The sequence below is a fragment of the Lutimonas vermicola genome (genome assembly GCF_038433205.1).
Classification (GTDB): domain Bacteria; phylum Bacteroidota; class Bacteroidia; order Flavobacteriales; family Flavobacteriaceae; genus Lutimonas; species Lutimonas vermicola.
The window spans coordinates 1,427,694-1,453,482 of sequence record NZ_JBCDNA010000001.1; the positions used below are offsets into that span (position 1 = coordinate 1,427,694).

Here is a 25,789-nt window from a genome sequence, read left to right on the forward strand (position 1 = left end):
ACCTATCTTTTAATAAACGAAACATAAAACCTCTCCACCAACATTCTCCTGACGCGCTTTCTTGTTCGTCATCACACCTTTTGAAGTAGAAACGATGGCAATTCCCAATCCGTTCAATATTCTTGGCATTTCATCAGAACCGGCATATTTTCTTAAACCAGGTGTACTCACTCTTTGAATGTTCTTGATCACGGGTTGCTTAGTATCTTTGTCATACTTTAAAGCAATCTTAATAATGTCCTGAACTTTGTTATCAATGAACTTATAACTTAAGATATAACCTTGATCAAACAAGATCTTGGTCATTTCCTTTTTTAAGTTCGATGCCGGAATTTCCACAACTCTGTGGCCAGCACTTGCAGCATTTCTAATTCTTGTTAGATAATCTGCGATTGGATCTGTATACATATATAAATATTTACGGTTTTGGTTTTCGATTGTTTATTGTTCAATCAAACCTGAAACCAATTAATGATTCTACCAACTAGCTTTTTTTACACCAGGGATCAATCCTTGATTCGCCATTTCGCGAAAAGTAACACGTGAAATTCCAAATTGACGCATATATCCTTTTGGACGCCCAGTCAATTTACATCTGTTGTGCATGCGGATAGGCGAAGCGTTCTTTGGTAATTTTTGCAAAGCGTCATAATCACCAGCCTCCTTAAGAGCCTTTCTTTTTTCAGCGTATTTTGCAACAGTTTTAGCTCTTTTCACTTCACGAGCTTTCATTGATTCTTTTGCCATCTTATTAATTCTTTTTAAATGGTACCCCTAATTCGTGTAATAATGATTTTGCCTCTTTATCAGTACTGGCAGTTGTTACAAAAGTGATATCCATACCACCAATTTTGTTTACTTTGTCAATATTGATTTCCGGAAAAATAATTTGTTCGGTAATACCCAAATTATAATTTCCTCTTCCGTCAAAACCAGTGGCTTTTACTCCTTTAAAATCTCTTACCCGAGGTAAAGAAGCGGTAACCAGCCTGTCTAAAAATTCATACATCCTGTTCTTGCGTAAAGTTACTTTGGCACCAATTGGCATCCCTTTACGCAACTTGAATGTTGCAATATCCTTTTTTGAAATTGTTGATACAGCTCTCTGACCGGTAATCTGAGTCAATTCATCCACTGCATATTCAATCAATTTTTTATCTGCTATAGCAGCACCAACGCCCTTACTGATCACTATTTTCTCCAATTTTGGAACCTGCATTACATTTTTGTAACCAAATTCTTCAGTCAATGCAGAAATAATTCTGTCGTTGTAGTCCTTTTTAAGTCTTGGCATATTTTCCATAACTATAATACTTCTTTAGATTTTTTTGAAAACCTAACTTTTTTATCTCCTTCCATACGGTATCCAACTTTTGTAGTTGTTCCATTTTCAACCAACATAAGGTTTGAAATATGTAAAGAAGCTTCTTTTTTTACAATACCCCCCTGAGGGTTCTCAGCACTTGGTTTGGCGTGTTTTGAAATCATATTCACACCTTCTACGATTGCGCGATTCTTATCTCTGAAAATCTTCACAACTTTTCCTTCTTCTCCTTTATGATCACCGGCCATTACCTTTACGGTGTCTCCTGTTTTAATTTTTAGCTTTGTCATATTTCTATAAATTAAAGCACTTCAGGTGCCAATGATACAATTTTCATGAATTGCTTTTCACGAAGTTCTCTCGCAACAGGACCAAATACACGGGTTCCTCTCATTTCTCCGGAAGTAGAGTCTAATAACACACAGGCATTATCATCAAAACGGATATAAGATCCATCCTTACGTCTGACTTCTTTCTTAGTTCTGATAACAACCGCTTTAGATACCTGACCTTTTTTAGCTGTTCCGTTTGGAGTTGCTTGTTTAACCGCAACTACAATTTTATCCCCTACTGAAGCGTAACGTTTCTTTGTTCCACCTAGCACTCGAATAACTAGAGCTTCTTTAGCTCCGGTATTATCCGCTACTGTTAATCTTGATTCTTGCTGTAACATAATTATTTAGCTCTTTCTAAGATTTCTACTAATCTCCAACGTTTTGATTTACTCAAAGGACGTGTCTCCATGATTCTCACTTTATCCCCTTCGTTACAATCGTTGTTCTCATCATGCGCCACATACTTTTTGGTGTTCAATACGAACTTACCATACATCGGATGCTTTACTCGTTTCACTTCAGATACAACTATGGATTTCTCCATTTTGCTACTTGAAACTACTCCTATTCTTTCTTTTCTAAGATTTCTTTTTTCCATCTCTTCAAATCAATTACAATTATTGTAATTCTCTATTAGTTAATTCTGTGGCAATTCTTGCAACCGTTCTACGCACATTTCTTAATTGCAATGGCGTTTCCAAAGGAGAAATGGCATGAGCAAGTTTTAAATCAGTATAATTCTTTTTGAATATGGCTAACTTTTCCTGCAGCTCTTCTACTGATAATTCTTTAATTTCTGATTGTTTCATGTGTTCTTTGTTTAATTTAATTCAATGCCATCCTCCTGTTTAAAGGATTTCATATGATTAAAAATTAAGCGTTGTCAAAATCTCTTGCTACCACAAATTTCGTTTTTACAGGTAACTTCTGAGCTGCAAGGCGTAATGCCTCTCTGGCAACTTCAATCGGTACACCTCCTACTTCAAACATAATTCTTCCTGGTTTCACCACTGCTACAAAATATTCAGGGGCTCCTTTACCTTTACCCATACGAACCTCAAGTGGTTTTTTGGTAATCGGCTTGTCCGGAAAAATCTTAATCCATAAACTCCCCTGTCTTTTCATATATCTTGTCGCGGCAACCCTTGCTGCTTCGATTTGACGAGAGGTAAGTAAATTCTGCTCTAATGATTTAATACCGAACATACCATTTGAAAGCTGGTGGCCTCTTTGGGAATTCCCCTTCATGTTCCCCTTGGCTTTCTGTACTTTACGATATTTTACTCTTTTTGGTTGTAACATTTTCTACGTCTTAAAAAATTTATCTACGAGATTTATTCCTACCTGGCCCTTTACCACCACCACCGGTTTTACCTTTCTTAGAAAGTCCAACTAATGGAGATAATTCTCTCCTTCCAAAAACCTCACCTTTCATAATCCAAACTTTCACACCTATCTTTCCATAAGTAGTACTCGCTTCTTCCAAGGCATAATCTATATCTGCTCTAAAAGTAGAAAGTGGAATTCTTCCTTCTTTATAAGACTCAGATCTAGCCATTTCAGCACCGTTTAAACGACCTGAAATTTGTACTTTAATACCTTCGGCATTCATACGCATAGTTGCCGCAATACCCATTTTAATGGCACGTCTGTAAGAGATTCTGTTCTCTATCTGACGGGCAATACTGGCTGCTACCAACTTCGCATCTAGTTCCGGACGCTTAATTTCAAAGATATTAATCTGTACTTCCTTCCCGGTGATCTTTTTGAGTTCCTCTTTTAACTTGTCTACCTCTTGTCCACCTTTCCCAATAATGATACCAGGCCTTGCAGTAGTGATAGTAACGGTTACAAGTTTAAGCGTACGCTCAATAATCACACGTGAAACACTTGCTTTAAATAATCTAGCATGGATATATTTACGGATCTTGCTGTCTTCAGCAATTTTGTCTCCATAGTCATTTCCACCGTACCAGTTAGATTCCCATCCTCTGATGATTCCTAAACGATTTCCTATTGGATTTGTCTTCTGTCCCATGCTTAAATTAGTTGCTTAAATTATTAGTTCCTAAAACCATGGTTACATGGTTTGAACGTTTTCTGATCCTGTGCGCTCTACCCTGAGGTGCAGTACGCAGCCTTTTCAACATCGATGCACTGTCAACATAAATCTCCTTCACAAAAAGGCCGGCATCTTCAATGCTTTCCTCTTCATTCTTAGCCTGCCAGTTGGCGATTGCTGATAACATTAACTTTTCAAGATTGATTGATGCCTCTTTTGGATTGAATTTTAAGATTTGAAGTGCTTTTTCAACTTCAACTCCTCTAATCAAATCTGCAACCAAACGCATCTTTCTTGGAGATGTAGGACAACCATTAAGCTTAGCAACGTAAGTGCTCTTTCGCGCTTCTTTGAGTTGATTGGCTCTTAACTTTTTTCGAACTCCCATAACCTACTATTTTTTACCTTTATTTCTTGCTCCTGCATGTCCTCTAAAGGAACGTGTTGGAGAAAATTCACCTAATTTATGACCTACCATATTTTCAGTAATGTATACCGGTACAAATTGACGGCCATTATGCACACCAATGGTCTGACCCACAAAATCCGGTGTGATCATAGATGCTCTTGACCAAGTTTTAATTACTGATTTCTTTCCTGCGTCTATATTTTTTTGCACTTTTTTCTCTAAAGCGTGAAAAACATAGGGTCCTTTTTTTAACGAACGTGCCATACTTTCTAACTAATTATTTTTTTCTACGTTCAACGATTTGCTTATTACTAGCCTTAGTCTTAGAACGTGTTTTAAATCCTTTTGCAGGAATACCATTCTTAGATCTTGGATGTCCACCTGAAGCTCTACCTTCACCACCACCCATTGGGTGATCGACAGGGTTCATCGCTACAGGACGTGTTCTTGGACGTCTTCCTAACCATCTGCTTCTACCAGCCTTTCCGGATACGGTCAACTGATGATCAGAATTAGATACTACACCGATAGTAGCCTTACATGTAAGAAGAATCATTCTGATTTCCCCTGAAGGCAATTTGATCGTTGCATATTTTCCTTCTCTCGCCATTAACTGTGCAAATGTACCTGCACTTCTCGCGATCACAGCTCCTTGTCCCGGACGTAATTCAATACATGAAATAACAGTTCCAAGGGGTATATTGCTCAAAAGCATCGTGTTTCCAATTTCCGGAGTCACTTTTTCACCAGACATTACTTCCTGTCCTACTTTTAAACCGTTTTGAGCAACGACATATCTCTTTTCTCCATCTACATAATTCAACAAAGCGATATATGCCGTCCTGTTCGGATCGTATTCAATGCTCTTTACGGTTGCAGGAACACCATCTTTATTTCTTTTGAAATCTATAACACGGTATCTTCTTTTATGACCACCTCCTAAGAATCGCATGGTCATTTTTCCTTCACTGTTTCTACCTCCGGATCTTTTGATCGGTGCCAAAAGACTTTTTTCAGGTTTATCTGTCGTTACAACATCAAAATCCGTAACAACTTTAAATCGTTGTCCTGGAGTTATCGGTTTTAATTTTCTTAATCCCATCTTCTTATCTTAGATATTGCTATAAAAATCAATGTTCTCACCTTCTGCTAACTGCACGACGGCTTTTTTATATGCACCTTTCACACTTGAAACCAATCCTTTTTTCGTGTACTTCGTACTTCGCTTTACAGGATAATTCAAGGTTCTTACATTTTCCACAGTAACGCCATAAGTATTTTCTACAGCTTCCTTAACTTCTATCTTATTAGCCGTTTTTCTCACAACAAAACTAAAGCAGTTATTCAACTCGCTCAGGTCGGTTGCCTTTTCCGTAATAATAGGTTTTATCAATATACTCATGACCCTTATTTGCTAAAATTAGATTCAATTTCTTCCAAACACGCTTCAGAAATAATTACTTTATTTGCGTTTAGCACTGTGTAAGTACTTAATTCTGAACCATTTACGACATTCACTCTTTTTAAATTTCGTGATGACAAATATACATTATTATTTGACCTGTCCAACACAAACAAAGATTTTTTGTTTTCCAACTCAAGGGCTTTTAAAATATCTGTAAAAGCTTTTGTCTTTGGTGCTTCGAAATCAAATTTTTCAATAACAAGGATATTATCCTCTTTTGCCTTAACTGAAAGCGCTGATTGACGTGCTAATTTTTTCAAACCTTTATTCAATTTAAACGAATAACTTCTGGGTCTTGGACCAAAAGCTCTTCCTCCTCCTCTGAATAATGGAGATTTAATACTACCAGCCCTTGCAGTACCGGTTCCCTTTTGTTTTTTGATCTTTCGGGTACTTCCAACAATATCAGCTCTTTCTTTCGCTTTGTGTGTACCCTGGCGCCTATTTGCTAAATGCTGCTTAACATCTAAATAAATCGCGTGGTCATTTGGTTCAATACCAAAAACAGCCTCCGAAAGCTCAACATTTCTTCCGGTCTTTTTCCCGTTGATATCTATAACAGCTACTTTCATTATTTCTGAATAATTACATATGAATTTTTATGACCAGGAACAGCACCTTTTACTACTAAAAGATTTTTATCCTTTACCACTTTTAAAACTCTCAGGTTTTGAACTTTCACTTTATCTCCACCCATTCTTCCAGCCATTTTCATGCCTTTAAAAATTCTGGCAGGATAAGACGCCGCACCAACAGAACCAGGAGCTCTGTTCATACTTTGCTGACCGTGAGTTCTTTCGGAACCTGCAAAACCATGACGTTTTACCACCCCTTGAAAACCCTTTCCTTTGGATGTACCTGATACATCTACAAATTCACCTTCTTCAAAGTGATCAACTAAAACCTGATCACCCAATTTTAAATCTTGCTCAAATCCTTGAAATTCAACGACACGTCTTTTAGCAGTTGTACCGGCCTTTTTAAAATGACCATTAAGCGCCTTGTTAGACTGCTTTTCTGCTTTGTCATCGAAACCAAGTTGCAAGGCTTCGTACCCGTCAACCTCTTTGGTTCTGACTTGGGTAACTACACAAGGACCAGCTTGGATAACGGTACATGGAATATTCTTTCCATTCTCGTCATAAATACTGGTCATTCCAATTTTTTTTCCTATTAACCCAGACATTTTCTATTATTTAATTATTATTTCTCTTATCTAAAAAAACAGGGTCAAAATATCTTCAACCCTGAATCTATTTTTTCCGTTTTTCCCTCGTCAATCGCTCAGGACAAGTAACTGAAAGATCCCCTTTCAGTTTTGGATCATACTGATCCTTTTAATTATACTTTGATCTCTACTTCCACACCACTTGGCAACTCAAGTTTCATCAAAGCATCAATTGTTTTTGATGAAGAACTGTAGATGTCCAAAATTCTTTTGAAAGCACTCAATTGAAACTGCTCTCTTGACTTTTTGTTTACGTGTGGAGAACGCAATACTGTAAAAATCTTTTTACGTGTTGGTAAAGGAATCGGGCCATTGACAACAGCTCCGGTATTCTTTACTGTTTTTACAATCTTCTCAGCAGATTTATCTACTAAATTGTGATCGTAAGACTTTAATTTTATTCTAATTTTCTGACTCATTTTATCTCGTTTTAGTAGCTTAACCTTGTGCTTTTTTGATCACCTCTTCTGATACATTGGCCGGAGTTTTCTCATAATGAGAAAATTCCATTGTAGATGTAGCCCTACCTGATGATAACGTTCTTAATGTGGTAACATAACCGAACATTTCTGATAAAGGAACATGTGCTTTTACAACTTTTGCTCCAGCTCTGTCATCCATGGCATTAACCTGGCCTCTTCTTCTGTTTAAATCACCAACGATATCACCCATATTTTCTTCAGGGGTAACAACCTCTAATTTCATGATAGGCTCAAGGATAACCGCTCCGGCAGCCTTTGCCGCAGACTTGTATCCCATCTTTGCTGCCAATTCAAAAGAAAGTGCATCAGAATCCACTGGGTGGAAAGATCCATCTTTTAAAGTGATCTTCATGGTATCCATTTCATAACCGGCCAAAGGACCGTTCTTCATCGCCATTTCAAATCCTTTTTGAACAGAAGGCACATACTCTTTAGGAATATTACCACCTTTGATCACATTATTGAATTGCAATCCGGTTCCTTCGAAATCTTCATCTGCTGGTCCCATCTCAAAAATAATATCAGCAAACTTACCACGACCACCTGACTGTTTCTTATAAACTTCCCTGTGTTCAGCAGATTTAGTAATCGCTTCTTTGTATTCTACCTGAGGCTCACCTTCATTCACCTCAACTTTGAATTCTCTCTTCAAACGATCGATCAAAATCTCAAGGTGTAATTCACCCATACCTGATATGATCGTTTGTCCCGATGATTCATCAGTTCTAACCTGGAACGTTGGATCTTCTTCAGCCAATTTGGCCAGCCCCATTCCTAATTTATCAACATCAGCTTTAGTTTTAGGCTCGACAGCAACACCGATTACAGGATCTGGGAAATCCATGCTTTCCAGTACTATAGGCGCATCTAGCGCAGACATTGTGTCACCGGTCTTGATATCCTTAAATCCAACTGCCGCACCAATATCACCTGCTTCAATAAAATCAACTGAATTCTGTTTATTGGAATGCATCTGATAGATACGTGAAATCCTTTCTTTTTTACCTGATCTGTTATTCAAAATATAAGATCCCGCGTCTAAACGACCCGAATAGGTTCTGAAAAAAGCCAATCTACCTACAAATGGATCGGTAGCAATTTTAAAGGCAAGTGCAGCAAACGGCTCATTTACAGAAGGTTTTCTTGACACCTCTTTCTCAGTAACAGGATTGATACCAATAATCGCTTCTTTATCCATTGGTGAAGGCAAGTATCTGCAAACACCATCCAATAAAAACTGAACACCTTTATTTTTAAAAGCAGAACCACAAATCATTGGGATGATCGCCATATCCATGACGGCAGCTCTTAAAGCATTGTGTACTTCTTCCTCAGTAATTGAATCTTCATCCTCCATGAATTTCTCCAAAAGGTTTTCATCATAAGATGCTACCTCTTCGATAAGCATAGCCCTGTACTTTGCAGTCTCTTCCTTCAATTCTTCAGGAATCTCAATGACGTCGAAAGTAGAACCAAATGATTCTTCATTCCATACGATTGCCCTGTTCTTGACTAAATCAACGATCCCTTTAAAATCAATCTCATCACCAATAGGAAGAACAATAGGAACCGCATTGGAACCTAACATTTCTTTTACCTGCGTACATACTTTTAAAAAGTCTGCCCCCTGTCTGTCCATTTTGTTGACAAATCCGATTCTGGGTACTTTGTAATTGTCAGCCAATCTCCAGTTAGTTTCAGATTGAGGCTCAACGCCATCAACTGCACTAAAAAGAAAAACCAATCCATCAAGTACTCTTAACGAACGGTTTACCTCAACTGTAAAATCAACGTGACCAGGAGTGTCAATAATATTAAAGTGATACCCTTGAGCATCTGGAGTCGGAACTCCGTTTTCAGTTGGAAACTGCCAGGTACAGGTTGTTGCAGCTGAAGTAATGGTAATACCCCTTTCCTGCTCCTGCTCCATCCAGTCCATAGTGGCAGCGCCATCATGTACTTCACCTATCTTGTGAGAAACTCCTGTATAATATAGAATTCTTTCAGTAGTAGTGGTTTTACCGGCATCAATGTGCGCAGCAATCCCAATATTTCTAGTTAATTTTAAATCTCTTGCCATTCTATATTTTTATTAAAATCTGAAATGAGAGAATGCTTTATTCGCATCCGCCATTTTATGTACATCCATCCTCTTCTTAACAGCTGCTCCTTCTTCCTTCACTGCGGCAAGTACTTCACCGGCAAGTCTTTGAGACATACTTTTTTCATTTCTCTTTCTGGCATAAAGAATCATCCACTTAATGGCCATAGAAATTTTCCTGTCTGCTCTAATAGGCATTGGGATCTGGAATGTTGCACCACCAACCCTTCTGCTTCTTACTTCCACGTGAGGCATTACATTCGACAAAGCCTCTTTCCATAATTCCACAGCAGACTTCTCTTCATCTTGTTTTTTCTCTTCAACTATCTCCATTGCATCATAAAAAACTTTAAATGCAACCGATTTTTTACCATCCAACATCAGGTTGTTTACAAACCTTGTAACCATCTGATCGTTAAATTTTGGATCCGGTAAAAGGATCCTTTTCTTTGAAACTCTTTTTCTCATTGTTCCTTACATTAAAGCTTATAAATTATTTCTTTGGACGTTTGGTTCCGTATTTGGAACGACGCTGAGTCCTTCCCTCTACTCCTGCTGTGTCCAAAGCACCACGAACAATGTGATATTTAACACCAGGTAAATCTTTTACTCTTCCACCTCTAACCAATACTATCGAGTGTTCTTGTAAATTATGTCCTTCTCCCGGGATGTAAGCGTTCACCTCATTACCGTTAGTTAACCTTACCCTGGCAACTTTTCTCATTGCTGAATTTGGTTTCTTTGGTGTAGTAGTGTAAACTCGCGTACAAACTCCACGACGTTGGGGACATGAATTCAAAGCAGCCGATTTATTCTTCTTGGTTGTTTTGGTCCTTCCTTTTCGTACTAATTGTTGAATAGTTGGCATTCTATTTTATAAAATTTTAATTTTAGTTCACTCTGTTTTTTAAGAGTTTGCAAATGTAGGACTTTTTTCTCGTTATTCAAACTATAAATTATTGATTTTTTTAGCTTTATCTCAACATTCAAAATCAGAAGCATTAAATCAAAGCCATCCCATAGCCACTACCCATACCCGTCGAAAGCCATTTTACAATTAAACCATCATTTCTTTTCCATATGGCAAGGTCCTAAATATTGAAGTGGTACTTATTTGTAAATCGCTAAAATTGACAGATATTTACCGTCAAATTCAAAGGCTTTTGAACAGCAAGTTTACACCATATATATATATACTATTTTTTTTTGTACAAGTCTCGTGTGTTCTGGCTCAGGGTTATAAGCTTGAAATCAGAACAAACCCAAACGATCCCGAGGAGTTTGCAAGGCCTTTGGCTTTTCAGAAAAACATCATTACAAAAGATTCGGTTGCCGTTGAACTGAATTCGCACTTGAAACAAATTGAGTTAAAAGGTTACCTCAACGCTACTATTGACAGCGTTGTGCAAACGGATTCTGTTTATACAGCCTTTCTCGATCCGGGAGAAAAATTAGAATTTATCAATATTTACTACGGTCATATTTCAAAGCTGCTGCTCAGTGAAAAAGACCTGAACTCGATTTCTAAAGAAGTAGACAGTTCGCGGATCAGGATTCCTTTTACAGAAATTCCGGCCTTTATGAATGCACTGGTGAGCCTTTTTGAAAATAAAGGCAATTCTTTCGTGATGGCATCTCTCGAGCAAATTGAACTTGACAAACAAGATGCAAGAGCAATTCTACGACTAGATCAGAACATCGTTCGTCATGTTGATAAAGTAATTATCAGAGGATACGACAATTTCCCAAAAAATTATATTGATCATGAACTAGGGCTCAAGCGCGGTACTGTTTTTAACAGTGAAAAATTAGAAATGGCATCCAGGGCCGTAAATAACCTGCTTTTTGCAGAGGAATTAAAACCTCCGGAAGTTCTTTTCACCAATGACTCCACAATCATTTATCTGTATCTCAGCAAAAAAAGGTCGAATGAGTTTGATGGTATTGTTGGATTTGCTTCAAAAGAAGAAGAAAATGGACTTGAATTCAATGGCTATCTCGACCTTTCTATAAACAATATCTTTAACAGTGGAGAAACAATTGCACTTTTCTGGAAGAATAACGGTCAAAACAGACAGCGCTTTTATCTCGAAACGGAATTGCCCTATATCTTTAATCTCCCGCTAAGTCCAAAAATAAACTTTGAACTCTACAGGCAGGATTCTACCTTTAATAATGTAAAAGCCAATTTCAGCTTATTGTATAGCATTATAGGTAAAGGCCAAATTACTGCAAATATCAATACCGAAAACTCGAATGACCTAACCAATGGAAACACTGCCGGCATAGGGTCGTATTCGAATCTGTTTTGGGGTTTGTCTTACACTTATAAGATCCTAACAGCCGATGCGCTTTTCCCGGTTCGGTTTGATGTAAGGTTCAGTGCCATGTTCGGATCTCGAAGCAATGAACAGGAAAGTGTCAGCCAAACTAAATTTATGTTCCACACAAGTTACCTGTATCCGATCAATCGAAAGAATTATATCTTTCTTCAAAACGTGAGTGGCCTTTTGGATTCTGATAATTATTTTGAAAATGAATTGTTCAGGTTCGGAGGCATTTACAATCTGAGAGGGGTGAATGAAGAAAGTATCTTTGCTTCGTCGTATACCGTTTTTAATTTAGAGTATCGTTTCAAACCCAATCTTTCAAGTTACTTTTATACCATTACCGATTATTCCTTTTCAAAGAATGAACTCATCAGCCAAAATACGAATGTTTTAAGCTTTGGCCTGGGTTATGCTTTTCAAACAAAAGCAGGTATCTTAAACCTTAGTTATGCCATCGGGAAATTTGAAAACAGCCCATTCACTTTTGATAATTCCAAGGTGCACATTAAAATCGTGAGTAAATTCTGAGTCAACGCAACCTATATTTTTTTTTACATCCTATAGATAGAAATGCCATTCTTATTAACAAAGCATTAACCTTTTTTTAAAATTTTTATGTTAAAAACTTGGTATATTAACTTTTTATTAAGATTTTTGGCTCAAATTAATTCAAATAATTTATATAATGAAAACAAAGTTAAGTGGAATTTTGACGCTTTTACTAGCGTTTGTAGTGCAAGTATCTTTTGCACAAGAAAGAACTATCACGGGTACAGTGTCGGACGAAACCGGCGCATTACCAGGTGTTAGTGTTTTGATTGAAGGTACCACTTCTGGTACTGAGACTGATTTTGACGGTAATTTTTCTATTGAAGCTAGCAGCGGTGATGTACTTCGCTTCAGTTTCGTAGGGATGACTACTGTGAAAAGAACAGTTGGAGCAGAAAGTTCAATCAATGTAACGATGGTCTCTCAAGAAAACACCCTGGATGAAGTTGTGGTAACAGCTTTGGGTATTGAAAGAGAGAAAAAATCATTAGGTTATGCTACTCAGGAAGTAGGTGGAGAAGCAATCAACACGGTTAAAGATCCTAACTTCGTTAACTCTTTACAAGGTAAGACTTCTGGTGTTGATGTTAAAGCGAGTGGTACTATGGGTGGATCAACCAACGTTGTTATCAGGGGTTATTCCTCGATGTTTAACAGCAACCAGGCGTTGTTCGTAATTGACGGTGTGCCGATTAGTAACATTAACAACAACACTTCAGATCAGACAACTGGTAGAGGTGGTTATGACTACGGTAACGCTGCTCAGGATTTGAACCCTGATGACATCGAATCGGTAAACGTTCTTAAAGGTGGTGGTGCAACTGCACTATACGGATCCAGAGCGGCTAACGGTGTAATCTTGATTACGACTAAAAAAGGTAAAGATCACGGAACCAAAGCGATCGGTGTGACGATTAACTCAGCTGTAACGATGAACGTTTTTAACCCTGATACTTTTAACCGTTATCAAAAAGAATACGGTGCTGGTTATTCTGACTATTATTACGATGCAGGTGGGCCAAGCGATGGTGGTTTCTTTGAAAGAGATTTAAATGGTGATGGTATTCTTGAATTAACGACTCCATCTACAGAAGATGCTTCTTTTGGTGCTGTATTCGATGAAAACTTATTGGTTTACCAATGGGACTCCTGGTATCCTGAACTAGAAGATACTTATTTAGTACCAAGACCATGGGTAGCTGCTGAAAACGACCCAACTACATTCTTCAAAACAGGTGTTACTATGTTTAATAGTATTGACCTTAACGGAGCGAATGAAAAAGGTGATTTCAGATTAGGTTATACAAATTTAGACCAACAAGGTATTTTACCTAACAGTCAAATTAGAAGAAATACTATTTCTTTCAATGGTAGCCTTAAATTGACTGAAAAATTCACAGCCAGTGTAAGAGCAAATTATACAAATACGGCTGGTAAAGGACGTTATGGAACAGGTTATGATTCTCAAAACCCTTTACAATCAATGAGACAATGGAATCAGGCTAACGTTGATTTCAAGGATCAGGAAGCGGCTTATTTTGCTACAAGAAAAAACATTACTTGGAATGCAAATGATCCATTGACAAACAGAACTCCTATTTATACTGATAACCCTTATTGGACTCGTTATGAGAATTTCCAAAATGATGTGAGAGACCGTCTTAATGGAAACGTTACTTTAAACTACCAGATCAATGATTGGTTAGGAATTATGGGTAGGGTTACTATGGATAATTACAGCAGTATTCAAGAAGAGCGTATTGCTATTGGTTCAGTAGACGTTCCGAATTACACTCGTTTTAACGAACGTTTTATGGAAAACAACTATGATTTGATGTTGAATTTCAACAAAACCTGGGATAAATTATCTTTGAACGGTGTTATTGGAACAAACATCAACAGAATCAATTATTCAAATATCAGAGCGAGCACAAATGGTGGATTAAATGTACCACGTTTGTATTCTCTTAGCAATTCAGCCAGTTCATTATTGGCACCTGCTGAATATCAATATTATTCAGGAATCGATGGTTACTATGCGAATGCTTCGCTGGGATGGAACAACTTATTATATTTAGAAGGTTCTTACAGAAGAGATGTTTCTTCTAATTTACCTTCAGATAATAATACCTATGATTATTAATCAGGATCTCTTAGTTTCTTATGGTCTAGTTTGTTTGATTCAAACGCGATTTCATTAGGTAAACTTAGAGTTGGTTATGCTAAAACAGGTAACACTGCAAGACCATTATCAGTAAATAACGTTTTTATATTGGGTAATATTACAGGTGGCCAGCCAACTGCTTCTTTACCAAGTAGAAATAACAATGCTAATCTTAGAGCTGAGACTTCAAATGAATTTGAAGTTGGTTTAGAAATGGCATTATTCAGAAACAGGTTAGGTTTAGATGTTTCGTATTATGACAAAACATCTGAAGACTTGATTACTCCTGTAACGATTAGTGCTGCTACCGGTTATACCGGACAATGGTTGAATGCCGGAGAAATTCAAAACAAAGGTATTGAAGCCACTGTATACGGATCTCCTGTTAAGACTGAGAATTTTGAATGGAGAATTGACTTAAACTATAGTAAGAACGAAAGTGAAGTGTTATCATTGCCTTCAGGTCTTAGCAACTTATTGTTAGCAAGTCCTCAAGGTGGGGTTTCTATTAATGCAACCGTTGGAGAACCTTATGGTATGATCCAGGGTAGAGACTTCGTTTATGTTGACGGTCAAAGAGTGATCAACCAAGACACTGGTCGTTACGAAAGAACGGATAGTTCAACTGAGAACTTAGGTTCTTTCCAGGCTAACTTCAGAGGAGGTATTAACAACCGCCTTACTTGGAAAAACTTAAGCTTTCAATTCTTGATTGATATGCAAGATGGTGGTAGTGTATTCTCATTGGATACCTGGTACGGTTATGGTACTGGTGTTACAGACAACACTGTTGGTCTTAATGACCTTGGTAACCCAAAACGTCTTCCTATAGATCAAGGTGGAGGTATCGTTCTTGGTGGTGTAGCTCCTGATGGAACTCCAAATACTGTAAGAACAAGATATGACTACTACGCACATGCTGAAGGTTGGACGAGAGCTCCACAAGCATTACACGTATATGACGCCAGTTTTGTAAAACTAAGAGAAATGTCTTTATCATATAAACTAGGTAGTGATGTATTCAGAGGACACGTACAAGCCATGACTTTCACAGCCATAGGTAGAAACTTACATATATTCAGTAAAAACACTCCTTACTCTGATCCTGAAGCTGGATTAAGTTCTGGTAACGTTCAAGGTTATCAGTCAGGAGTATATCCAACAACAAGAGATATTGGATTTAGTGTTAAAATCGACTTTTAATAATGAAAAAAATGAAAAAAATGAAGAATTTATTTTTAATAATTCTACTTCTAGCTATCTCAACCTCTTGTGAAGATTTTGAAGGTTGGAACGTAGATGAAAAAAATCCGTCGGAAGTACCCGCTGATTTTTTAGTGACAAGCGCTGAATATACCATCTTTTTAAGAATGACAAGTATCAGTGTGAACTATAATATTTACAAATATTTTATCCAGAACGTTGGGTCTACTACTTATCAGGATGAACCAAACTATGATTTGAGAAACCGTGATATTGGTGGTACGATGTGGACTTATTTTTACAGAGACATATTGAATGACCTTGCGGAAGCAAAGAAAATTGTTACAGAAGGTAATGATCTTCCTTCAGACAAAGCGAACAAATTAGGACAAATTGAACTTTTAGAAGTTTTTGCATGGCATGTGCTTGTGGATACTTATGGAGACTGTCCGTATTCAGAAGCTTTAAACGTGAATGACGTCCTTCAACCAAAGTACGATGATGATGAAGCAATCTATACTGACTTATTCAGACGTATCGATGTGGCTTTGGCAACATTGGAAGCTGGGGGATCTGGTTTTTCAGATGCTGATTTGATCTATCACGGTGATTCTGATGCCTGGATTAAATTCGGTAACTCATTAAAATTGAAATTAGCTGTTCGTACCTCTAATGCCAGCGCAGCTTCTGAAGCTATGGCTGCAGGTATTTTTGAAAGTGATGCCGACAACTTTGCATATCCATTTGAGGCTGATCCACCAAATACAAATCCATTATGGACTAGTTTGGTACAATCCGGTCGTTCAGATTTTATCGTTGCAAATACGATGGTGGATTTGATTGTCCCATTGAATGATCCTAGAACTCCTGTTTATTTAGATGATAATGTGACTCCTTATGCCGGCGGTATTTATGGTGTTAACAGCCCATTTGCAAATTATACGCATATTGGTCCTTATTTCCAAGAATCTGACCTTCCTGGTTTGTTAATGTCTTATTCTGAGGTTCAGTTCTTAGCGGCTGAAGCTATTGAAAGAGGATTAGTGGCCGGAGACGCAGAAGCTTATTATAACGAAGGGGTAACTTCTTCTATCAAGTTTTATGGTGGTTCTGATGCTGATGCTGCAGCTTATTTGGCACAGCCAACTGTAAGTTATGCATCAGGAGACTGGGATGAAAGAATTGGTGTTCAAAAATACCTTGCTCTTTATATGATCAATGGTTTTGAATCTTGGGCATCCTGGAAATTGTTAGATTGGCCAAAAATGAACATTGCCGGACAATCTTTGTTGCCAGTACCAAGACGTTACGTGTATCCTAATGATGAGCCTAATATTAACGGAACCAATTATGACGCAGCTTCGTCTGCCATGGGTGGTGACGAACTAGACTCTAGAGTTTTCTGGGATATTACTGGTCAAGGAAACTAAAATTAAATATATAATTTAGATTAGACACTTTTTATATGTTGATACCATCACGCCTCCGGCGTGATGGTTTTTTTTATACAGGTTGTGTAGAAGTAAATACATGAATCGTTAAAATATCTTACCTTCGCAGCATGGATAAAGACACTACTAAAATATTCGGATTACGCGCCATTATGGAAGCGATCGATTCGGGTCAGGAAATAGAAAAAATATACCTTCAAAAAGAAATTCAGGGCTCATTAGCCAAAGCTTTGCAACATAAAATAAATGAGCATAATATCTCCTTTAGTTATGTTCCTGTTGAAAAACTCCACAAACTTTCGAAGTTCCAGAATCATCAGGGAGCGGTTGCCAAAACCTCTTCAATTACTTTTAAAGACTTAGATGAAGTTCTAAGTGCCCTATCAGATGTAAAGGCCAGCCCCCTCTTTTTATTGTTAGATCAGATCAGCGATGTACGCAATCTTGGTGCGATTTTAAGAACAGCAGAATGTACGGGTGTGGATGCCGTAATCCTTCCTTCACATGGAAGCGCCCCGATCAACGCCGATGCCATAAAAACATCTGCCGGAGCTGCTTTCAGCCTGTCTATTTGTAAGGTGAACCATGTGCTTGACGCCATTTATCAGCTCAAGGCACACGACATACAGATCGTTTCGGTAACTGAAAAATCTGATAAAAGTATTTTTGATATCGATTTTACCGGGCCGACGGCCCTTGTGATGGGTTCGGAGCATAAAGGAATCTCTACTTCTGTTTTAAAGAATTCCGATCACAAAGCTAAACTCCCTTTATTTGGTTCTATAGAGTCTTTGAACGTTTCAGTGGCTTGTGGTGCCGCTCTTTATGAAATAGTACGTCAAAGAGGCTAAAATCAGGATTAGATCACCCTTTGTGATCAGATTCTAATTGCTCACGCTCTTCAAAGAGTGAATCAAAATCATCAGCTTCGTAATTTTCTTTCTCCCATTCGTATTGAAACTTTTGAGGCCCTGTGCCTCTGTAGAAAAAAGCGAAAATAAGCCCGAAAACGAATCCCGAAAGATGCCCTTCCCATGAAACATTTTCCTTAACGGGTAACACGTACCACACCATACTCCCGTAAAGAAAAATGATCATTAACGAAACCGCCACCAAACGGTAGTTGTTTCTTATGATCCCGCTAAAGAATATAAAACTAAACAACAGGTAGATAATGCCACTGGCGCCGATATGATAAGATTTTCTTGCAATAATCCATGTCATGACCCCGGCACAGAGGGTCCCATAAATAAAAACTTTCCATGCGATACTCCTGTAGAAATACAACAGGCTGAACAGCAATACAAACAAGGGCGCTGAATTATGGTATAAATGTTTGATGTCGCCATGAATAAAGGGCGATAAGACAATTCCCTTCAAGCCGCTAAAACTCCGAGGGTATATTCCATAACTGTTAAAATTATAACCGTTTCGCACTTCAAACCAGTAAATCAACCATAATGACAGTACAAAATAAAGAGGAACCGCCAGGATCCATGGTGAAAATTTAAACTGACTTTGTGCGGTCATAGCTACGTTTATTTTCTGTAAAAATACAATATTCAAATAAACGGGATCTGTCAAAAAAATATGATTACAGAATTCTTCTCTCACTTTCAAGGTTAGTCAATTTAGTTTACTTTTACGGTATGAATGAACCATTGGCAGAAAGAATAAGGCCGAGAACAATTGAGGAATATATTAGCCAACAACACCTTGTTGGTAAAGAAGGTGCCCTGAGTACCCATATAAAAAGTGGCTTTATTCCTTCATTGATCTTCTGGGGGCCTCCGGGTACAGGAAAAACCACCCTGGCCAATATCATCGCTCAGCAATCTGGGCGGCCATTTTATTCGCTCAGCGCCATCAATTCAGGGGTTAAAGATGTTAGAGATATTATTGAAAAAGCGAAGAGTAGCGGAGGCTTGTTTACAACAAAAAACCCCATCTTATTTATTGACGAAATTCACCGTTTTAGCAAATCGCAACAGGATTCTCTTTTAGGCGCCGTCGAAAAAGGTTGGGTGACCTTAATTGGTGCCACCACCGAAAATCCAAGTTTTGAAGTGATTCCGGCGCTGCTTTCGCGTTGCCAGATTTATGTTTTAAATCCATTCGACAAAGATGACCTGATATCCCTATTGCACCGGGCCATTGAAAAAGACATTTATATATCAAAAAAACAAGTGGATCTTAAAGAAACTGATGCCTTGCTTCAATTATCGGGAGGAGATGCCAGAAAATTACTGAATATATTCGAATTGGTGGTCAATTCACAAGATGGGGGTGCCAGTATTACCAATGACCTGGTACTGAGCAAGGTTCAAAAAAATACAGTGAGATATGACAAGACGGGGGAACAGCATTATGATATTATTTCGGCCTTTATCAAATCAATAAGAGGCAGCGATCCGAATGGAGCTGTCTACTGGCTTGCCAGGATGATTGAAGGAGGTGAAGACGTCAAATTCATCGCAAGAAGGTTGCTCATTTTAGCATCCGAAGACATTGGAAATGCGAATCCCACAGCTTTGATCCTTGCCAATAACACTTTTCAGGCAGTTGCGGTTGTTGGAAATCCTGAAAGCAGGATCATTTTAAGTCAATGTGCCGTGTACCTGGCAAATTCAGCAAAAAGCAATGCCTCATATATGGCGATTAATAAAGCCCAGCAACTTGTTAAAAACACCGGAGACCTCTCTGTCCCATTGCATTTGAGAAATGCCCCGACAAAATTGATGAAGGAGCTCAATTATGGAATGGAATACAAATATGCCCATGATTTCGAAGAAAATTTTGCGGAACAGGAATTTTTACCCGAAGAAATAAGCAATACAAAGCTATATGATCCCGGAAACAATCCCAGGGAGCATCAGTTCAGGGAGATTCTCAAAAAAAGATGGAAATCAAAGTACGGTTACTGATCCTGAACTAGCCCTATTTTACTTCTTTAAAAGTAAGCACCTCCAATTTGCCATCGCGGTGAATGTCGATCTTTAAATCTCCTGATTCATCGAAATAAGCGGTTGTTTGATCAATATCCTTTTCGGGCTTTTTCCAGGCCACCCTGAACACATTGGGTAGCGATGTTTTTTCAAACGTTCCAATCAATTCCCCTTGTATATATTTCTCTGACGTACTTTTGGTTACATAGGCCTGCAATTGCGCACCCTGATTGACAAGTAAAAAAGTAATCTTCTCATTTTTATACGATTTGGCTACCACCGGAGCTTCCATTTGGGATGGCGCATCAGGCTTCTCCTCTTTAACAGCAATCGGAGCTGCAACAACAACTACCTTAGCCTGGCTGCTTTCTGTAACAGGAACGGGATCGGTTTTAACGTCACCAACCGTACTCTTAGGTTTTTCTTTTTCAGCGGCACCGGCTGCTACTACCGGAGCAACCTCTGCTTTAATGTCATTTTTTTTATTTTCAGCTGTGGTAACTGTCGCAGCTGATTGTGAAAGTGCCTTCGGGTCATACTTGTAATCAAGTTCCTCAATCGTAACAAAACATTTCTTCAGGGCATCGATATAGGTCTTGTCATATTGCTTGATTTTACTCTTTCCTTCAACGGTTTGAAGAACAACCTCACCACTACAATTTTTTAAAACCAGGACTATTTTGGTCGTAAAAGCATTTGATCCGTCAATGACATTGGCTGTTAGTCCCAAACATGGATTGGCTCGCAAATCATCAGGGTAATCATCACCTTGGTAAAAAGCCTGATAGCCGTTCTGGTCGAAAAGGTATTTGGTAAAAGAATTCACCCGGTACTGATTTTCCTTTTTTAAAAAATCATATTGTTTGGGCACTACGATGTATTTATAGGGATCCAATTCATTCTGAGAAGATATCGGGGCTATAAAGCCCAATAACAAAAAAAGTAGGATTGCTTTATGCAGAATCATAATCAGGGTTTGTTAAAGGTAAAATTCATGCCAAATTGAAAAGACTGGTAATTACTGTTTTTTACGGTTGGTAAAGCTACTAAATTATCGGCTGTCAGATAAAAATTAAAACTTTTTATATGGGTTGAAACCCCGATCCCTATGTTGTAAAATGAAAATTTATCAACAGTATAGGTGCCTTTAAGTGACAGGTATTTGTTCAATTCTCTCGAATAAAATCCGGTTACGGCCCAAACCGGGGTACTTGGCCTGAATGCAGTATAAACCTGAAGGCCAAAGGAGCTCGTTAAATAATCACTTGAAAGATCAGCCCTGACATTTCGAAAGGCTATTTTGTCATATTTAACCTTTCTGCGCATGTTGTATCTTACTGAAGCATTTAATCTGGGTGATCTCAAATAAGAGAATGATCTTTCGTCAGTGCTCAGGGGAAGTTCATCTTTAATATACAAGGTTTCCCAGTAATCCAGCTCAGCTCCTGCCGGATCATAGAATTCATCAGATGGAATGACAGCATCATCAAAGTCTATGTTGGTTAGCTTATGTTTAAAAGAAATCATTCCGATATCGAGCAAACTGCCCGTAAAAGTCCATTCATCACTGTGATCATAGGTGAATCCAAGATCCAATGAAGCGCCCATACTTCCATTCATAAAAAAAAGTCCGGCGAACAACTCCGATGACGTTCCTATATCTTCGCTCAGGTCAAAAGGATCCAGAATCCCTGCCGTATTTAACTGGACACCAATATTCTCATAATTATGAACATAGGGTTCATTTGACAAGGGGTTTCGACTGAGGTAATAAGTCCCTCTGTTAGAGCTTGTTTCAAGCCCAATGGATCCGGATAATAATTTTAGCCTTCCTCCTATGGTTAATTTTTCATTGACCTTCTTGTTTATGCCTACGTGGAACACCCCTAACAACTCAAAAACGGTGTTCACGTCGTTAGCATTGTAATTTTTCTCATACTCAGGGATCCCATCCTGATCCTGATCGTCTCCATAAAAAAAAAGATCCGCAAAATCCTGGGGGTAGGCCGAAAAACCATCGGTCTGCTGATACATTCCAAAGCTTAGGTAATAGCTTGGGTTTCTTAAGCGCATTCCGAAATTAAGGACTTCAATTTGCTGATGGAACAAAAATATTTCACCGCTTCCAAGCCTGAGTTCATGAAGGTTTCTCAAAACGTCCCCGGTGTCTTCTGTTCCGGCAACAAGATTATTGTAATTCACATCCCTGCTCGATGAACCTGCAACCCCATAAACATTCGATAGAAAAGGGATACCGAAGTGCATGTCATAATCAATTTCCGATCCTGGATTCAGCATTAAGGTTTGAGGCAATTGATCAAAATCATATAAAATCTGCATGTTCTGAGCCGTGGTTTTGGCACACAACAGTACAAACACAAGGTATATACAGCATGTTCTGATCATGAGGGGATTTCAAGCAATCTTGTTAACTACAAGTGCTAAATATACATCTATTTTCTGAAATCCTTTACCTGGGCAACTTAAAGAAGATTTTTGAGTTGGGTCAGGTTATCAACCATAGGCACGTCCCTGGTTGCAATTTCACCATTGAATTTACAAAATATGACTTGCATGCCCACATTCATGGCTCCTAAAATATCCGCTTCAAAATTATCCCCAATCATCATGCTTTCCCCAGCTCCCGCACCAGTAACATTCATTGCATATTCAAATATCTCCTTATTAGGTTTTTTAACGCCTACTTTTTCCGAAGTAATGATATGATCAAAAAACGGAAGCAAATTTGAGTTTTGAAGCTTTCTGTGCTGTACTTCTTCAAAACCATTCGTAATGATGTGCATCTTGTAACTTTTCTTTAAATATTCCAATACGGGAATGGCATTTTCAAATAAGGCATTGTGATCGGCCAAATAAGTGATATAATCAACTGAGAGCACATCGATCATGGCATCACTTATCTCAAAATCAATAGCGTCAAAAGCTTCCAGTAATGATGATTAATGGGTTGATAGACCTCAATAAATTTGTCAAATTCTACTTCAAGTCCATTTTTTTGAAAAATAAATGAAAATGTTTTGTTCGAATTTGTTTCAAAATCCCATAAGGTATGGTCAAGGTCAAAAAAAATATGTTTTATATCCATCTGTTGTCAGTTTGCCGGTAGCTCCATTTTTGAAATTGCTTTTCTAAAATAAATAAGAAAAAGCAAAGCAAAGATAAATCCTATACCCATTCTTGTTCCATTTTGTATGTTCATTTTATCAACGAAAATAATGTAAACCATGTATTGAATTGTTAATAATACAATTAATTCGATTAAGATCTTGTGTTTCTCTTTTATAATACCCAATACCATGGGGTCGCCATAAACCAGCATAAGAATCATAACTGTGTAAGAAATAACCGTTGTGTGTGCAGCCCATTCATATCCGAATGAACTTACCAGAATCAAGTTGAATACAATATTCAATAATGCCGTAATCAGGGCAATTATAACCAGTTTCTTAATCCTGTCAGAGAATTTTAATCTCAATTCAAAAAAGTTTGAAAGCCCTTGTAAGAATGTTGCCATAAAAATAGAAGGCATCAGTATATAGCCAGCTCTAAAGTCCTTTCCCAATAACAACCAGGCCAGTTCCTTAGAAAACAATGAAAGGTAAAATACAATGGGGAGTCCAAAAAAGATAAAAATAAACAAGTATGACTTTGTAAGGGCAAGCGAGCCTTTAAAGTCTGATTCCAGTCGCTTCAATAAAACCGGGTTGACCGTATTGAAATATATCGCTATTAAAGCCATAATAGAAATTTGTGATATTTTGTACACCTGGTCGTAAACCCCTACCTGATCGAGATCATAAAAAAGGGCGATAATGTAACGGTCACTATATGATATGCTCAACAGGCTCAGGTTTAAAATCAACCCTGCACTTCCGTATTGAAGCAATGCTATCAGCATGGATTTTTTGATGTCTTTTATACCAAACATCAGTTTTGCCGGATTTGTCAATGTTAAAAATATCAATGCACAAAGGTCTATAAAAGCCAGGCTGCTCACCAATGCAACAATTCCCCATTCAAAATAAAATACGAAAATCAAGGCTGTAAACAGACCTAGCAAAGATTTAACACCCTGTATAACAGTGTAATACATAGATTTTCCAGTTAACCGTATCACCACCATATAGCCAAGATAAAGTTGATTAAAAATCAATTGAACAAAAGAGTAGCCTATTAATTCTCTAATCAGGCTATTCCCTGAATTCAAAAACCACCCGGCAGTGATCAGACTGAGCAACAGCATTGATATGGAAAACAGAAAGAAGAGGTTGCTATAAAGGAATCTTAATTGCCCCGAAGCTTCATATTTACTGTAATAACGCCACAGGCATGAGCTTATCCATGAAAAAAAAATCATGCCTAAAAACGAAAATGTAATCGTTACCAGACCTAACTGGCCAAAGGATTCTTTGTCAAAGTATCTCGTAAAAATGGGCGTCTTTACAAATCCAACCATCATCGGCACAATGGAACCTAAAAAGTACCATAGGAAATCCTTTTTAAAAGTGGCTCTTTTATGTTGGTCTTTATCTTGCATCCAAAGCCTTGTTATAATAACTCATCAGTTTTTCAAATTCCAGTTCCCACCTGTATCTTTCCCGGGATACCCTTTTGCCATTGTCGCTATACCTTTCATACAACTCATGGTTAGTTAACAAGTCAACAACAGCTTTTGCTATTGCCTCTGTATCCGTTGGATCAACTGCTATCCCGCAGTCATCATTTTGGATATAAGATTTCATATGTCCAAAGTCACTCCCTATAACCGGTAAACCATGGGCCATATATTCGAACAACTTTATGGGCATACTGATCTCAAAAGTTTTGATACGCTGCAACAGTACCAATCCAATCTTGCTCAATTGATAATAATGGGCCACTTGCGGATATGGAACTGCTTCGGCCAGCTCAATATGATGAGCCAGATTATGGCTGTCTATAAATGATCTGAGCCTTTCTTTAAATTCGGGAGGATAGCAGTTTCCAAGAAACAAGGCTTTAACCTCAGGAATTTCTTCTCTTACCTTTTTGACAGCCTTGACTATTTCAAAGGCCCCCCTTAGGGCTGTAATGGCACCGGTATAAATAAGATCATACTTTTTTTCCATCAAGGGTACCTCTTGATGATCTGCTGCTAAATCGGTGTAATTATACAATACTACTGCTCGTTCCTCCCCCACCACGTTGGCAAAATTTTGTTGAACAATGTTTTCATTAGCAATGATAAGGTCATAGTTTTTTGACTGTTTCTTTTCCCAAGAGTTGATCCAGGAGGCAAATATCCTTAGCAACAACGGAAAATGGGTTTTCACATACGACATATAATCCTCTGCATAAGGCTCCCTGGCATCATAAAAAACAACAGGATGATGGCGAAGGTTTTTCAATTTTACGGCAATCCTGTTGATCCACAGGTCGTGAAAATGGTAAATATCAGCCTCTAACCGCTTGGCTTCCTCAAACATTATTCGATAATTATTACGGGGATTGAATCTTTTTAAAAAAAAATTTAAAAATCTGTTCGGCGCAAATGTTTTGAGTTTCAAGATTTTGAAATGTACACCTTCATCAGTGGTTCCTGATGCAGCTTCACCGCCAATGAGCAGATAATGAACAGTATACCCCCTTTTTACCAGGGGAACTGCCATTTTCCAATAAATCCTGTCGTCAAACAGATTATGTCTGTCGGCCAAAAAACAAATTCTTATGGGTTTAGACAT

General features: G+C 38.0%; 31 protein-coding genes and 1 pseudogene. 6 read left to right on the top strand and 26 right to left on the bottom strand.

Annotated elements, in window-relative coordinates; translation table 11 throughout:
- Positions 1-9: 9 nt before the first annotated feature.
- The 19 genes from rpsH to rpsL all read right to left on the bottom strand — a co-directional run bounded on the left by rpsH (position 10) and on the right by rpsL (position 10,274).
- Positions 10-408, bottom strand: coding sequence for a 30S ribosomal protein S8 (gene rpsH / locus AABB81_RS06365; RefSeq protein WP_342159356.1), 399 nt, complete (start codon positions 406-408; stop codon positions 10-12).
- Between the two features lie 69 nt (positions 409-477).
- The gene (gene rpsN, locus AABB81_RS06370; RefSeq protein ID WP_302045033.1) at positions 478-747 is read right to left on the bottom strand and encodes a 30S ribosomal protein S14; all 270 of its coding nucleotides are present in this window, start codon (positions 745-747) and stop codon (positions 478-480) included.
- A gap of 4 nt (positions 748-751) precedes the next feature.
- Complete coding sequence (gene rplE / locus AABB81_RS06375; protein WP_342159359.1) at positions 752-1,303, bottom strand: 50S ribosomal protein L5; 552 nt, start codon at positions 1,301-1,303, stop codon at positions 752-754.
- Positions 1,304-1,305: 2 nt separating this feature from the next.
- The gene (gene rplX, locus AABB81_RS06380; protein ID WP_342159360.1) at positions 1,306-1,614 is read right to left on the bottom strand and encodes a 50S ribosomal protein L24; all 309 of its coding nucleotides are present in this window, start codon (positions 1,612-1,614) and stop codon (positions 1,306-1,308) included.
- Between the two features lie 11 nt (positions 1,615-1,625).
- Entirely contained in the window at positions 1,626-1,997 is a 372-nt protein-coding gene (gene rplN / locus AABB81_RS06385; protein WP_342159361.1) for a 50S ribosomal protein L14, read from the bottom strand.
- 2 nt (positions 1,998-1,999) lie between these two features.
- A complete protein-coding gene (gene rpsQ, locus AABB81_RS06390; RefSeq protein WP_342159362.1) occupies positions 2,000-2,257 on the bottom strand; it encodes a 30S ribosomal protein S17 in 258 nt (85 codons plus the stop codon).
- Positions 2,258-2,276: 19 nt separating this feature from the next.
- Positions 2,277-2,468, bottom strand: coding sequence for a 50S ribosomal protein L29 (gene rpmC / locus AABB81_RS06395; RefSeq protein ID WP_342159364.1), 192 nt, complete (start codon positions 2,466-2,468; stop codon positions 2,277-2,279).
- A 64-nt stretch (positions 2,469-2,532) separates the two neighbouring features.
- Positions 2,533-2,961, bottom strand: coding sequence for a 50S ribosomal protein L16 (gene rplP, locus AABB81_RS06400; protein WP_342159365.1), 429 nt, complete (start codon positions 2,959-2,961; stop codon positions 2,533-2,535).
- A 19-nt stretch (positions 2,962-2,980) separates the two neighbouring features.
- Entirely contained in the window at positions 2,981-3,697 is a 717-nt protein-coding gene (rpsC, locus tag AABB81_RS06405) for a 30S ribosomal protein S3 (RefSeq protein WP_342159366.1), read from the bottom strand.
- Between the two features lie 7 nt (positions 3,698-3,704).
- Complete coding sequence (gene rplV, locus AABB81_RS06410; protein ID WP_342159367.1) at positions 3,705-4,109, bottom strand: 50S ribosomal protein L22; 405 nt, start codon at positions 4,107-4,109, stop codon at positions 3,705-3,707.
- A gap of 6 nt (positions 4,110-4,115) precedes the next feature.
- Entirely contained in the window at positions 4,116-4,394 is a 279-nt protein-coding gene (rpsS, locus tag AABB81_RS06415; RefSeq protein WP_342159368.1) for a 30S ribosomal protein S19, read from the bottom strand.
- Positions 4,395-4,407: 13 nt separating this feature from the next.
- Complete coding sequence (gene rplB / locus AABB81_RS06420) at positions 4,408-5,232, bottom strand: 50S ribosomal protein L2 (protein ID WP_342159369.1); 825 nt, start codon at positions 5,230-5,232, stop codon at positions 4,408-4,410.
- A 9-nt stretch (positions 5,233-5,241) separates the two neighbouring features.
- A complete protein-coding gene (gene rplW / locus AABB81_RS06425) occupies positions 5,242-5,532 on the bottom strand; it encodes a 50S ribosomal protein L23 (RefSeq protein ID WP_342159370.1) in 291 nt (96 codons plus the stop codon).
- A gap of 5 nt (positions 5,533-5,537) precedes the next feature.
- Positions 5,538-6,167 (bottom strand): 50S ribosomal protein L4, encoded by a 630-nt coding sequence (gene rplD, locus AABB81_RS06430; RefSeq protein ID WP_342159371.1) that lies wholly within the window; start codon positions 6,165-6,167, stop codon positions 5,538-5,540.
- Positions 6,167-6,781 (bottom strand): 50S ribosomal protein L3, encoded by a 615-nt coding sequence (gene rplC / locus AABB81_RS06435; RefSeq protein ID WP_342159372.1) that lies wholly within the window; start codon positions 6,779-6,781, stop codon positions 6,167-6,169. The genes rplD and rplC overlap by 1 nt, the downstream gene beginning before the upstream one ends.
- A gap of 155 nt (positions 6,782-6,936) precedes the next feature.
- Positions 6,937-7,242: a 30S ribosomal protein S10 gene (gene rpsJ, locus AABB81_RS06440; RefSeq protein WP_342159373.1), complete on the bottom strand. Its 306-nt coding sequence runs from the start codon at positions 7,240-7,242 to the stop codon at positions 6,937-6,939.
- A 19-nt stretch (positions 7,243-7,261) separates the two neighbouring features.
- Entirely contained in the window at positions 7,262-9,385 is a 2,124-nt protein-coding gene (gene fusA, locus AABB81_RS06445; RefSeq protein ID WP_342159374.1) for an elongation factor G, read from the bottom strand.
- A gap of 12 nt (positions 9,386-9,397) precedes the next feature.
- Positions 9,398-9,874 carry a 30S ribosomal protein S7 gene (gene rpsG / locus AABB81_RS06450; RefSeq protein WP_342159375.1) on the bottom strand — a complete coding sequence of 159 codons (477 nt, stop codon included), beginning with the start codon at positions 9,872-9,874 and terminating at the stop codon, positions 9,398-9,400.
- Between the two features lie 25 nt (positions 9,875-9,899).
- On the bottom strand, positions 9,900-10,274 hold the full coding sequence (rpsL, locus tag AABB81_RS06455) for a 30S ribosomal protein S12 (protein ID WP_224926486.1): 375 nt from the start codon (positions 10,272-10,274) through the stop codon (positions 9,900-9,902).
- Between the two features lie 262 nt (positions 10,275-10,536).
- On the opposite strand from rpsL, the gene AABB81_RS06460 reads away from it, so the two are divergent.
- The 5 genes and pseudogenes from AABB81_RS06460 to rlmB all read left to right on the top strand — a co-directional run bounded on the left by AABB81_RS06460 (position 10,537) and on the right by rlmB (position 17,954).
- Positions 10,537-12,264, top strand: coding sequence for a POTRA domain-containing protein (locus AABB81_RS06460; RefSeq protein ID WP_342159377.1), 1,728 nt, complete (start codon positions 10,537-10,539; stop codon positions 12,262-12,264).
- A 157-nt stretch (positions 12,265-12,421) separates the two neighbouring features.
- Complete coding sequence (locus AABB81_RS06465; protein WP_342159378.1) at positions 12,422-14,428, top strand: SusC/RagA family TonB-linked outer membrane protein; 2,007 nt, start codon at positions 12,422-12,424, stop codon at positions 14,426-14,428.
- Between the two features lie 18 nt (positions 14,429-14,446).
- A pseudogene (locus tag AABB81_RS06470) lies at positions 14,447-15,652 on the top strand (TonB-dependent receptor domain-containing protein); the annotation flags it as partial.
- 20 nt (positions 15,653-15,672) lie between these two features.
- Complete coding sequence (locus AABB81_RS06475) at positions 15,673-17,082, top strand: SusD/RagB family nutrient-binding outer membrane lipoprotein (RefSeq protein ID WP_342159380.1); 1,410 nt, start codon at positions 15,673-15,675, stop codon at positions 17,080-17,082.
- A 131-nt stretch (positions 17,083-17,213) separates the two neighbouring features.
- Complete coding sequence (rlmB, locus tag AABB81_RS06480; RefSeq protein WP_342159381.1) at positions 17,214-17,954, top strand: 23S rRNA (guanosine(2251)-2'-O)-methyltransferase RlmB; 741 nt, start codon at positions 17,214-17,216, stop codon at positions 17,952-17,954.
- 13 nt (positions 17,955-17,967) lie between these two features.
- Here the strand turns inward: rlmB and AABB81_RS06485 are convergent, their stop codons facing one another.
- Positions 17,968-18,633: a rhomboid family intramembrane serine protease gene (locus AABB81_RS06485; RefSeq protein ID WP_342159382.1), complete on the bottom strand. Its 666-nt coding sequence runs from the start codon at positions 18,631-18,633 to the stop codon at positions 17,968-17,970.
- Between the two features lie 119 nt (positions 18,634-18,752).
- On the opposite strand from AABB81_RS06485, the gene AABB81_RS06490 reads away from it, so the two are divergent.
- The gene (locus tag AABB81_RS06490; RefSeq protein WP_342159383.1) at positions 18,753-20,027 is read left to right on the top strand and encodes a replication-associated recombination protein A; all 1,275 of its coding nucleotides are present in this window, start codon (positions 18,753-18,755) and stop codon (positions 20,025-20,027) included.
- A 13-nt stretch (positions 20,028-20,040) separates the two neighbouring features.
- Here AABB81_RS06490 and AABB81_RS06495 read toward each other — a convergent pair whose 3' ends face one another.
- The 6 genes from AABB81_RS06495 to AABB81_RS06520 form a co-directional block, all read right to left on the bottom strand.
- Positions 20,041-21,015 carry a hypothetical protein gene (locus AABB81_RS06495; protein WP_342159385.1) on the bottom strand — a complete coding sequence of 325 codons (975 nt, stop codon included), beginning with the start codon at positions 21,013-21,015 and terminating at the stop codon, positions 20,041-20,043.
- Between the two features lie 2 nt (positions 21,016-21,017).
- Complete coding sequence (locus AABB81_RS06500) at positions 21,018-22,454, bottom strand: DUF5723 family protein (protein WP_342159386.1); 1,437 nt, start codon at positions 22,452-22,454, stop codon at positions 21,018-21,020.
- A 77-nt stretch (positions 22,455-22,531) separates the two neighbouring features.
- The gene (locus tag AABB81_RS06505) at positions 22,532-22,957 is read right to left on the bottom strand and encodes an HAD family hydrolase (RefSeq protein WP_342159388.1); all 426 of its coding nucleotides are present in this window, start codon (positions 22,955-22,957) and stop codon (positions 22,532-22,534) included.
- A gap of 8 nt (positions 22,958-22,965) precedes the next feature.
- A complete protein-coding gene (locus AABB81_RS06510) occupies positions 22,966-23,154 on the bottom strand; it encodes an HAD family hydrolase (RefSeq protein ID WP_342159389.1) in 189 nt (62 codons plus the stop codon).
- Between the two features lie 6 nt (positions 23,155-23,160).
- Complete coding sequence (locus AABB81_RS06515) at positions 23,161-24,606, bottom strand: oligosaccharide flippase family protein (RefSeq protein WP_342159390.1); 1,446 nt, start codon at positions 24,604-24,606, stop codon at positions 23,161-23,163.
- Entirely contained in the window at positions 24,596-25,789 is a 1,194-nt protein-coding gene (locus tag AABB81_RS06520; RefSeq protein WP_342159391.1) for a glycosyltransferase, read from the bottom strand. Before AABB81_RS06520 ends, AABB81_RS06515 begins: the two co-directional genes overlap by 11 nt.

Bases quoted from the DNA above. Each gene is read 5' to 3' on its own strand.
- rpsH (WP_342159356.1), bottom strand. From the start codon at position 408: ATGTATACAGATCCAATCGCAGATTATCTAACAAGAATTAGAAATGCT.
- rpsN (WP_302045033.1), bottom strand. From the start codon at position 747: ATGGCAAAAGAATCAATGAAAGCTCGTGAAGTGAAAAGAGCTAAAACT.
- rplE (WP_342159359.1), bottom strand. From the start codon at position 1,303: ATGGAAAATATGCCAAGACTTAAAAAGGACTACAACGACAGAATTATT.
- rplX (WP_342159360.1), bottom strand. From the start codon at position 1,614: ATGACAAAGCTAAAAATTAAAACAGGAGACACCGTAAAGGTAATGGCC.
- rplN (WP_342159361.1), bottom strand. From the start codon at position 1,997: ATGTTACAGCAAGAATCAAGATTAACAGTAGCGGATAATACCGGAGCT.
- rpsQ (WP_342159362.1), bottom strand. From the start codon at position 2,257: ATGGAAAAAAGAAATCTTAGAAAAGAAAGAATAGGAGTAGTTTCAAGT.
- rpmC (WP_342159364.1), bottom strand. From the start codon at position 2,468: ATGAAACAATCAGAAATTAAAGAATTATCAGTAGAAGAGCTGCAGGAA.
- rplP (WP_342159365.1), bottom strand. From the start codon at position 2,961: ATGTTACAACCAAAAAGAGTAAAATATCGTAAAGTACAGAAAGCCAAG.
- rpsC (WP_342159366.1), bottom strand. From the start codon at position 3,697: ATGGGACAGAAGACAAATCCAATAGGAAATCGTTTAGGAATCATCAGA.
- rplV (WP_342159367.1), bottom strand. From the start codon at position 4,109: ATGGGAGTTCGAAAAAAGTTAAGAGCCAATCAACTCAAAGAAGCGCGA.
- rpsS (WP_342159368.1), bottom strand. From the start codon at position 4,394: ATGGCACGTTCGTTAAAAAAAGGACCCTATGTTTTTCACGCTTTAGAG.
- rplB (WP_342159369.1), bottom strand. From the start codon at position 5,232: ATGGGATTAAGAAAATTAAAACCGATAACTCCAGGACAACGATTTAAA.
- rplW (WP_342159370.1), bottom strand. From the start codon at position 5,532: ATGAGTATATTGATAAAACCTATTATTACGGAAAAGGCAACCGACCTG.
- rplD (WP_342159371.1), bottom strand. From the start codon at position 6,167: ATGAAAGTAGCTGTTATAGATATCAACGGGAAAAAGACCGGAAGAAAT.
- rplC (WP_342159372.1), bottom strand. From the start codon at position 6,781: ATGTCTGGGTTAATAGGAAAAAAAATTGGAATGACCAGTATTTATGAC.
- rpsJ (WP_342159373.1), bottom strand. From the start codon at position 7,242: ATGAGTCAGAAAATTAGAATAAAATTAAAGTCTTACGATCACAATTTA.
- fusA (WP_342159374.1), bottom strand. From the start codon at position 9,385: ATGGCAAGAGATTTAAAATTAACTAGAAATATTGGGATTGCTGCGCAC.
- rpsG (WP_342159375.1), bottom strand. From the start codon at position 9,874: ATGAGAAAAAGAGTTTCAAAGAAAAGGATCCTTTTACCGGATCCAAAA.
- rpsL (WP_224926486.1), bottom strand. From the start codon at position 10,274: ATGCCAACTATTCAACAATTAGTACGAAAAGGAAGGACCAAAACAACC.
- AABB81_RS06465 (WP_342159378.1), top strand. From the start codon at position 12,422: ATGAAAACAAAGTTAAGTGGAATTTTGACGCTTTTACTAGCGTTTGTA.
- AABB81_RS06475 (WP_342159380.1), top strand. From the start codon at position 15,673: ATGAAGAATTTATTTTTAATAATTCTACTTCTAGCTATCTCAACCTCT.
- rlmB (WP_342159381.1), top strand. From the start codon at position 17,214: ATGGATAAAGACACTACTAAAATATTCGGATTACGCGCCATTATGGAA.
- AABB81_RS06485 (WP_342159382.1), bottom strand. From the start codon at position 18,633: ATGACCGCACAAAGTCAGTTTAAATTTTCACCATGGATCCTGGCGGTT.
- AABB81_RS06490 (WP_342159383.1), top strand. From the start codon at position 18,753: ATGAATGAACCATTGGCAGAAAGAATAAGGCCGAGAACAATTGAGGAA.
- AABB81_RS06495 (WP_342159385.1), bottom strand. From the start codon at position 21,015: ATGATTCTGCATAAAGCAATCCTACTTTTTTTGTTATTGGGCTTTATA.
- AABB81_RS06500 (WP_342159386.1), bottom strand. From the start codon at position 22,454: ATGATCAGAACATGCTGTATATACCTTGTGTTTGTACTGTTGTGTGCC.
- AABB81_RS06505 (WP_342159388.1), bottom strand. From the start codon at position 22,957: ATGATCGATGTGCTCTCAGTTGATTATATCACTTATTTGGCCGATCAC.
- AABB81_RS06510 (WP_342159389.1), bottom strand. From the start codon at position 23,154: ATGGATATAAAACATATTTTTTTTGACCTTGACCATACCTTATGGGAT.
- AABB81_RS06515 (WP_342159390.1), bottom strand. From the start codon at position 24,606: ATGCAAGATAAAGACCAACATAAAAGAGCCACTTTTAAAAAGGATTTC.
- AABB81_RS06520 (WP_342159391.1), bottom strand. From the start codon at position 25,789: ATGTCTAAACCCATAAGAATTTGTTTTTTGGCCGACAGACATAATCTG.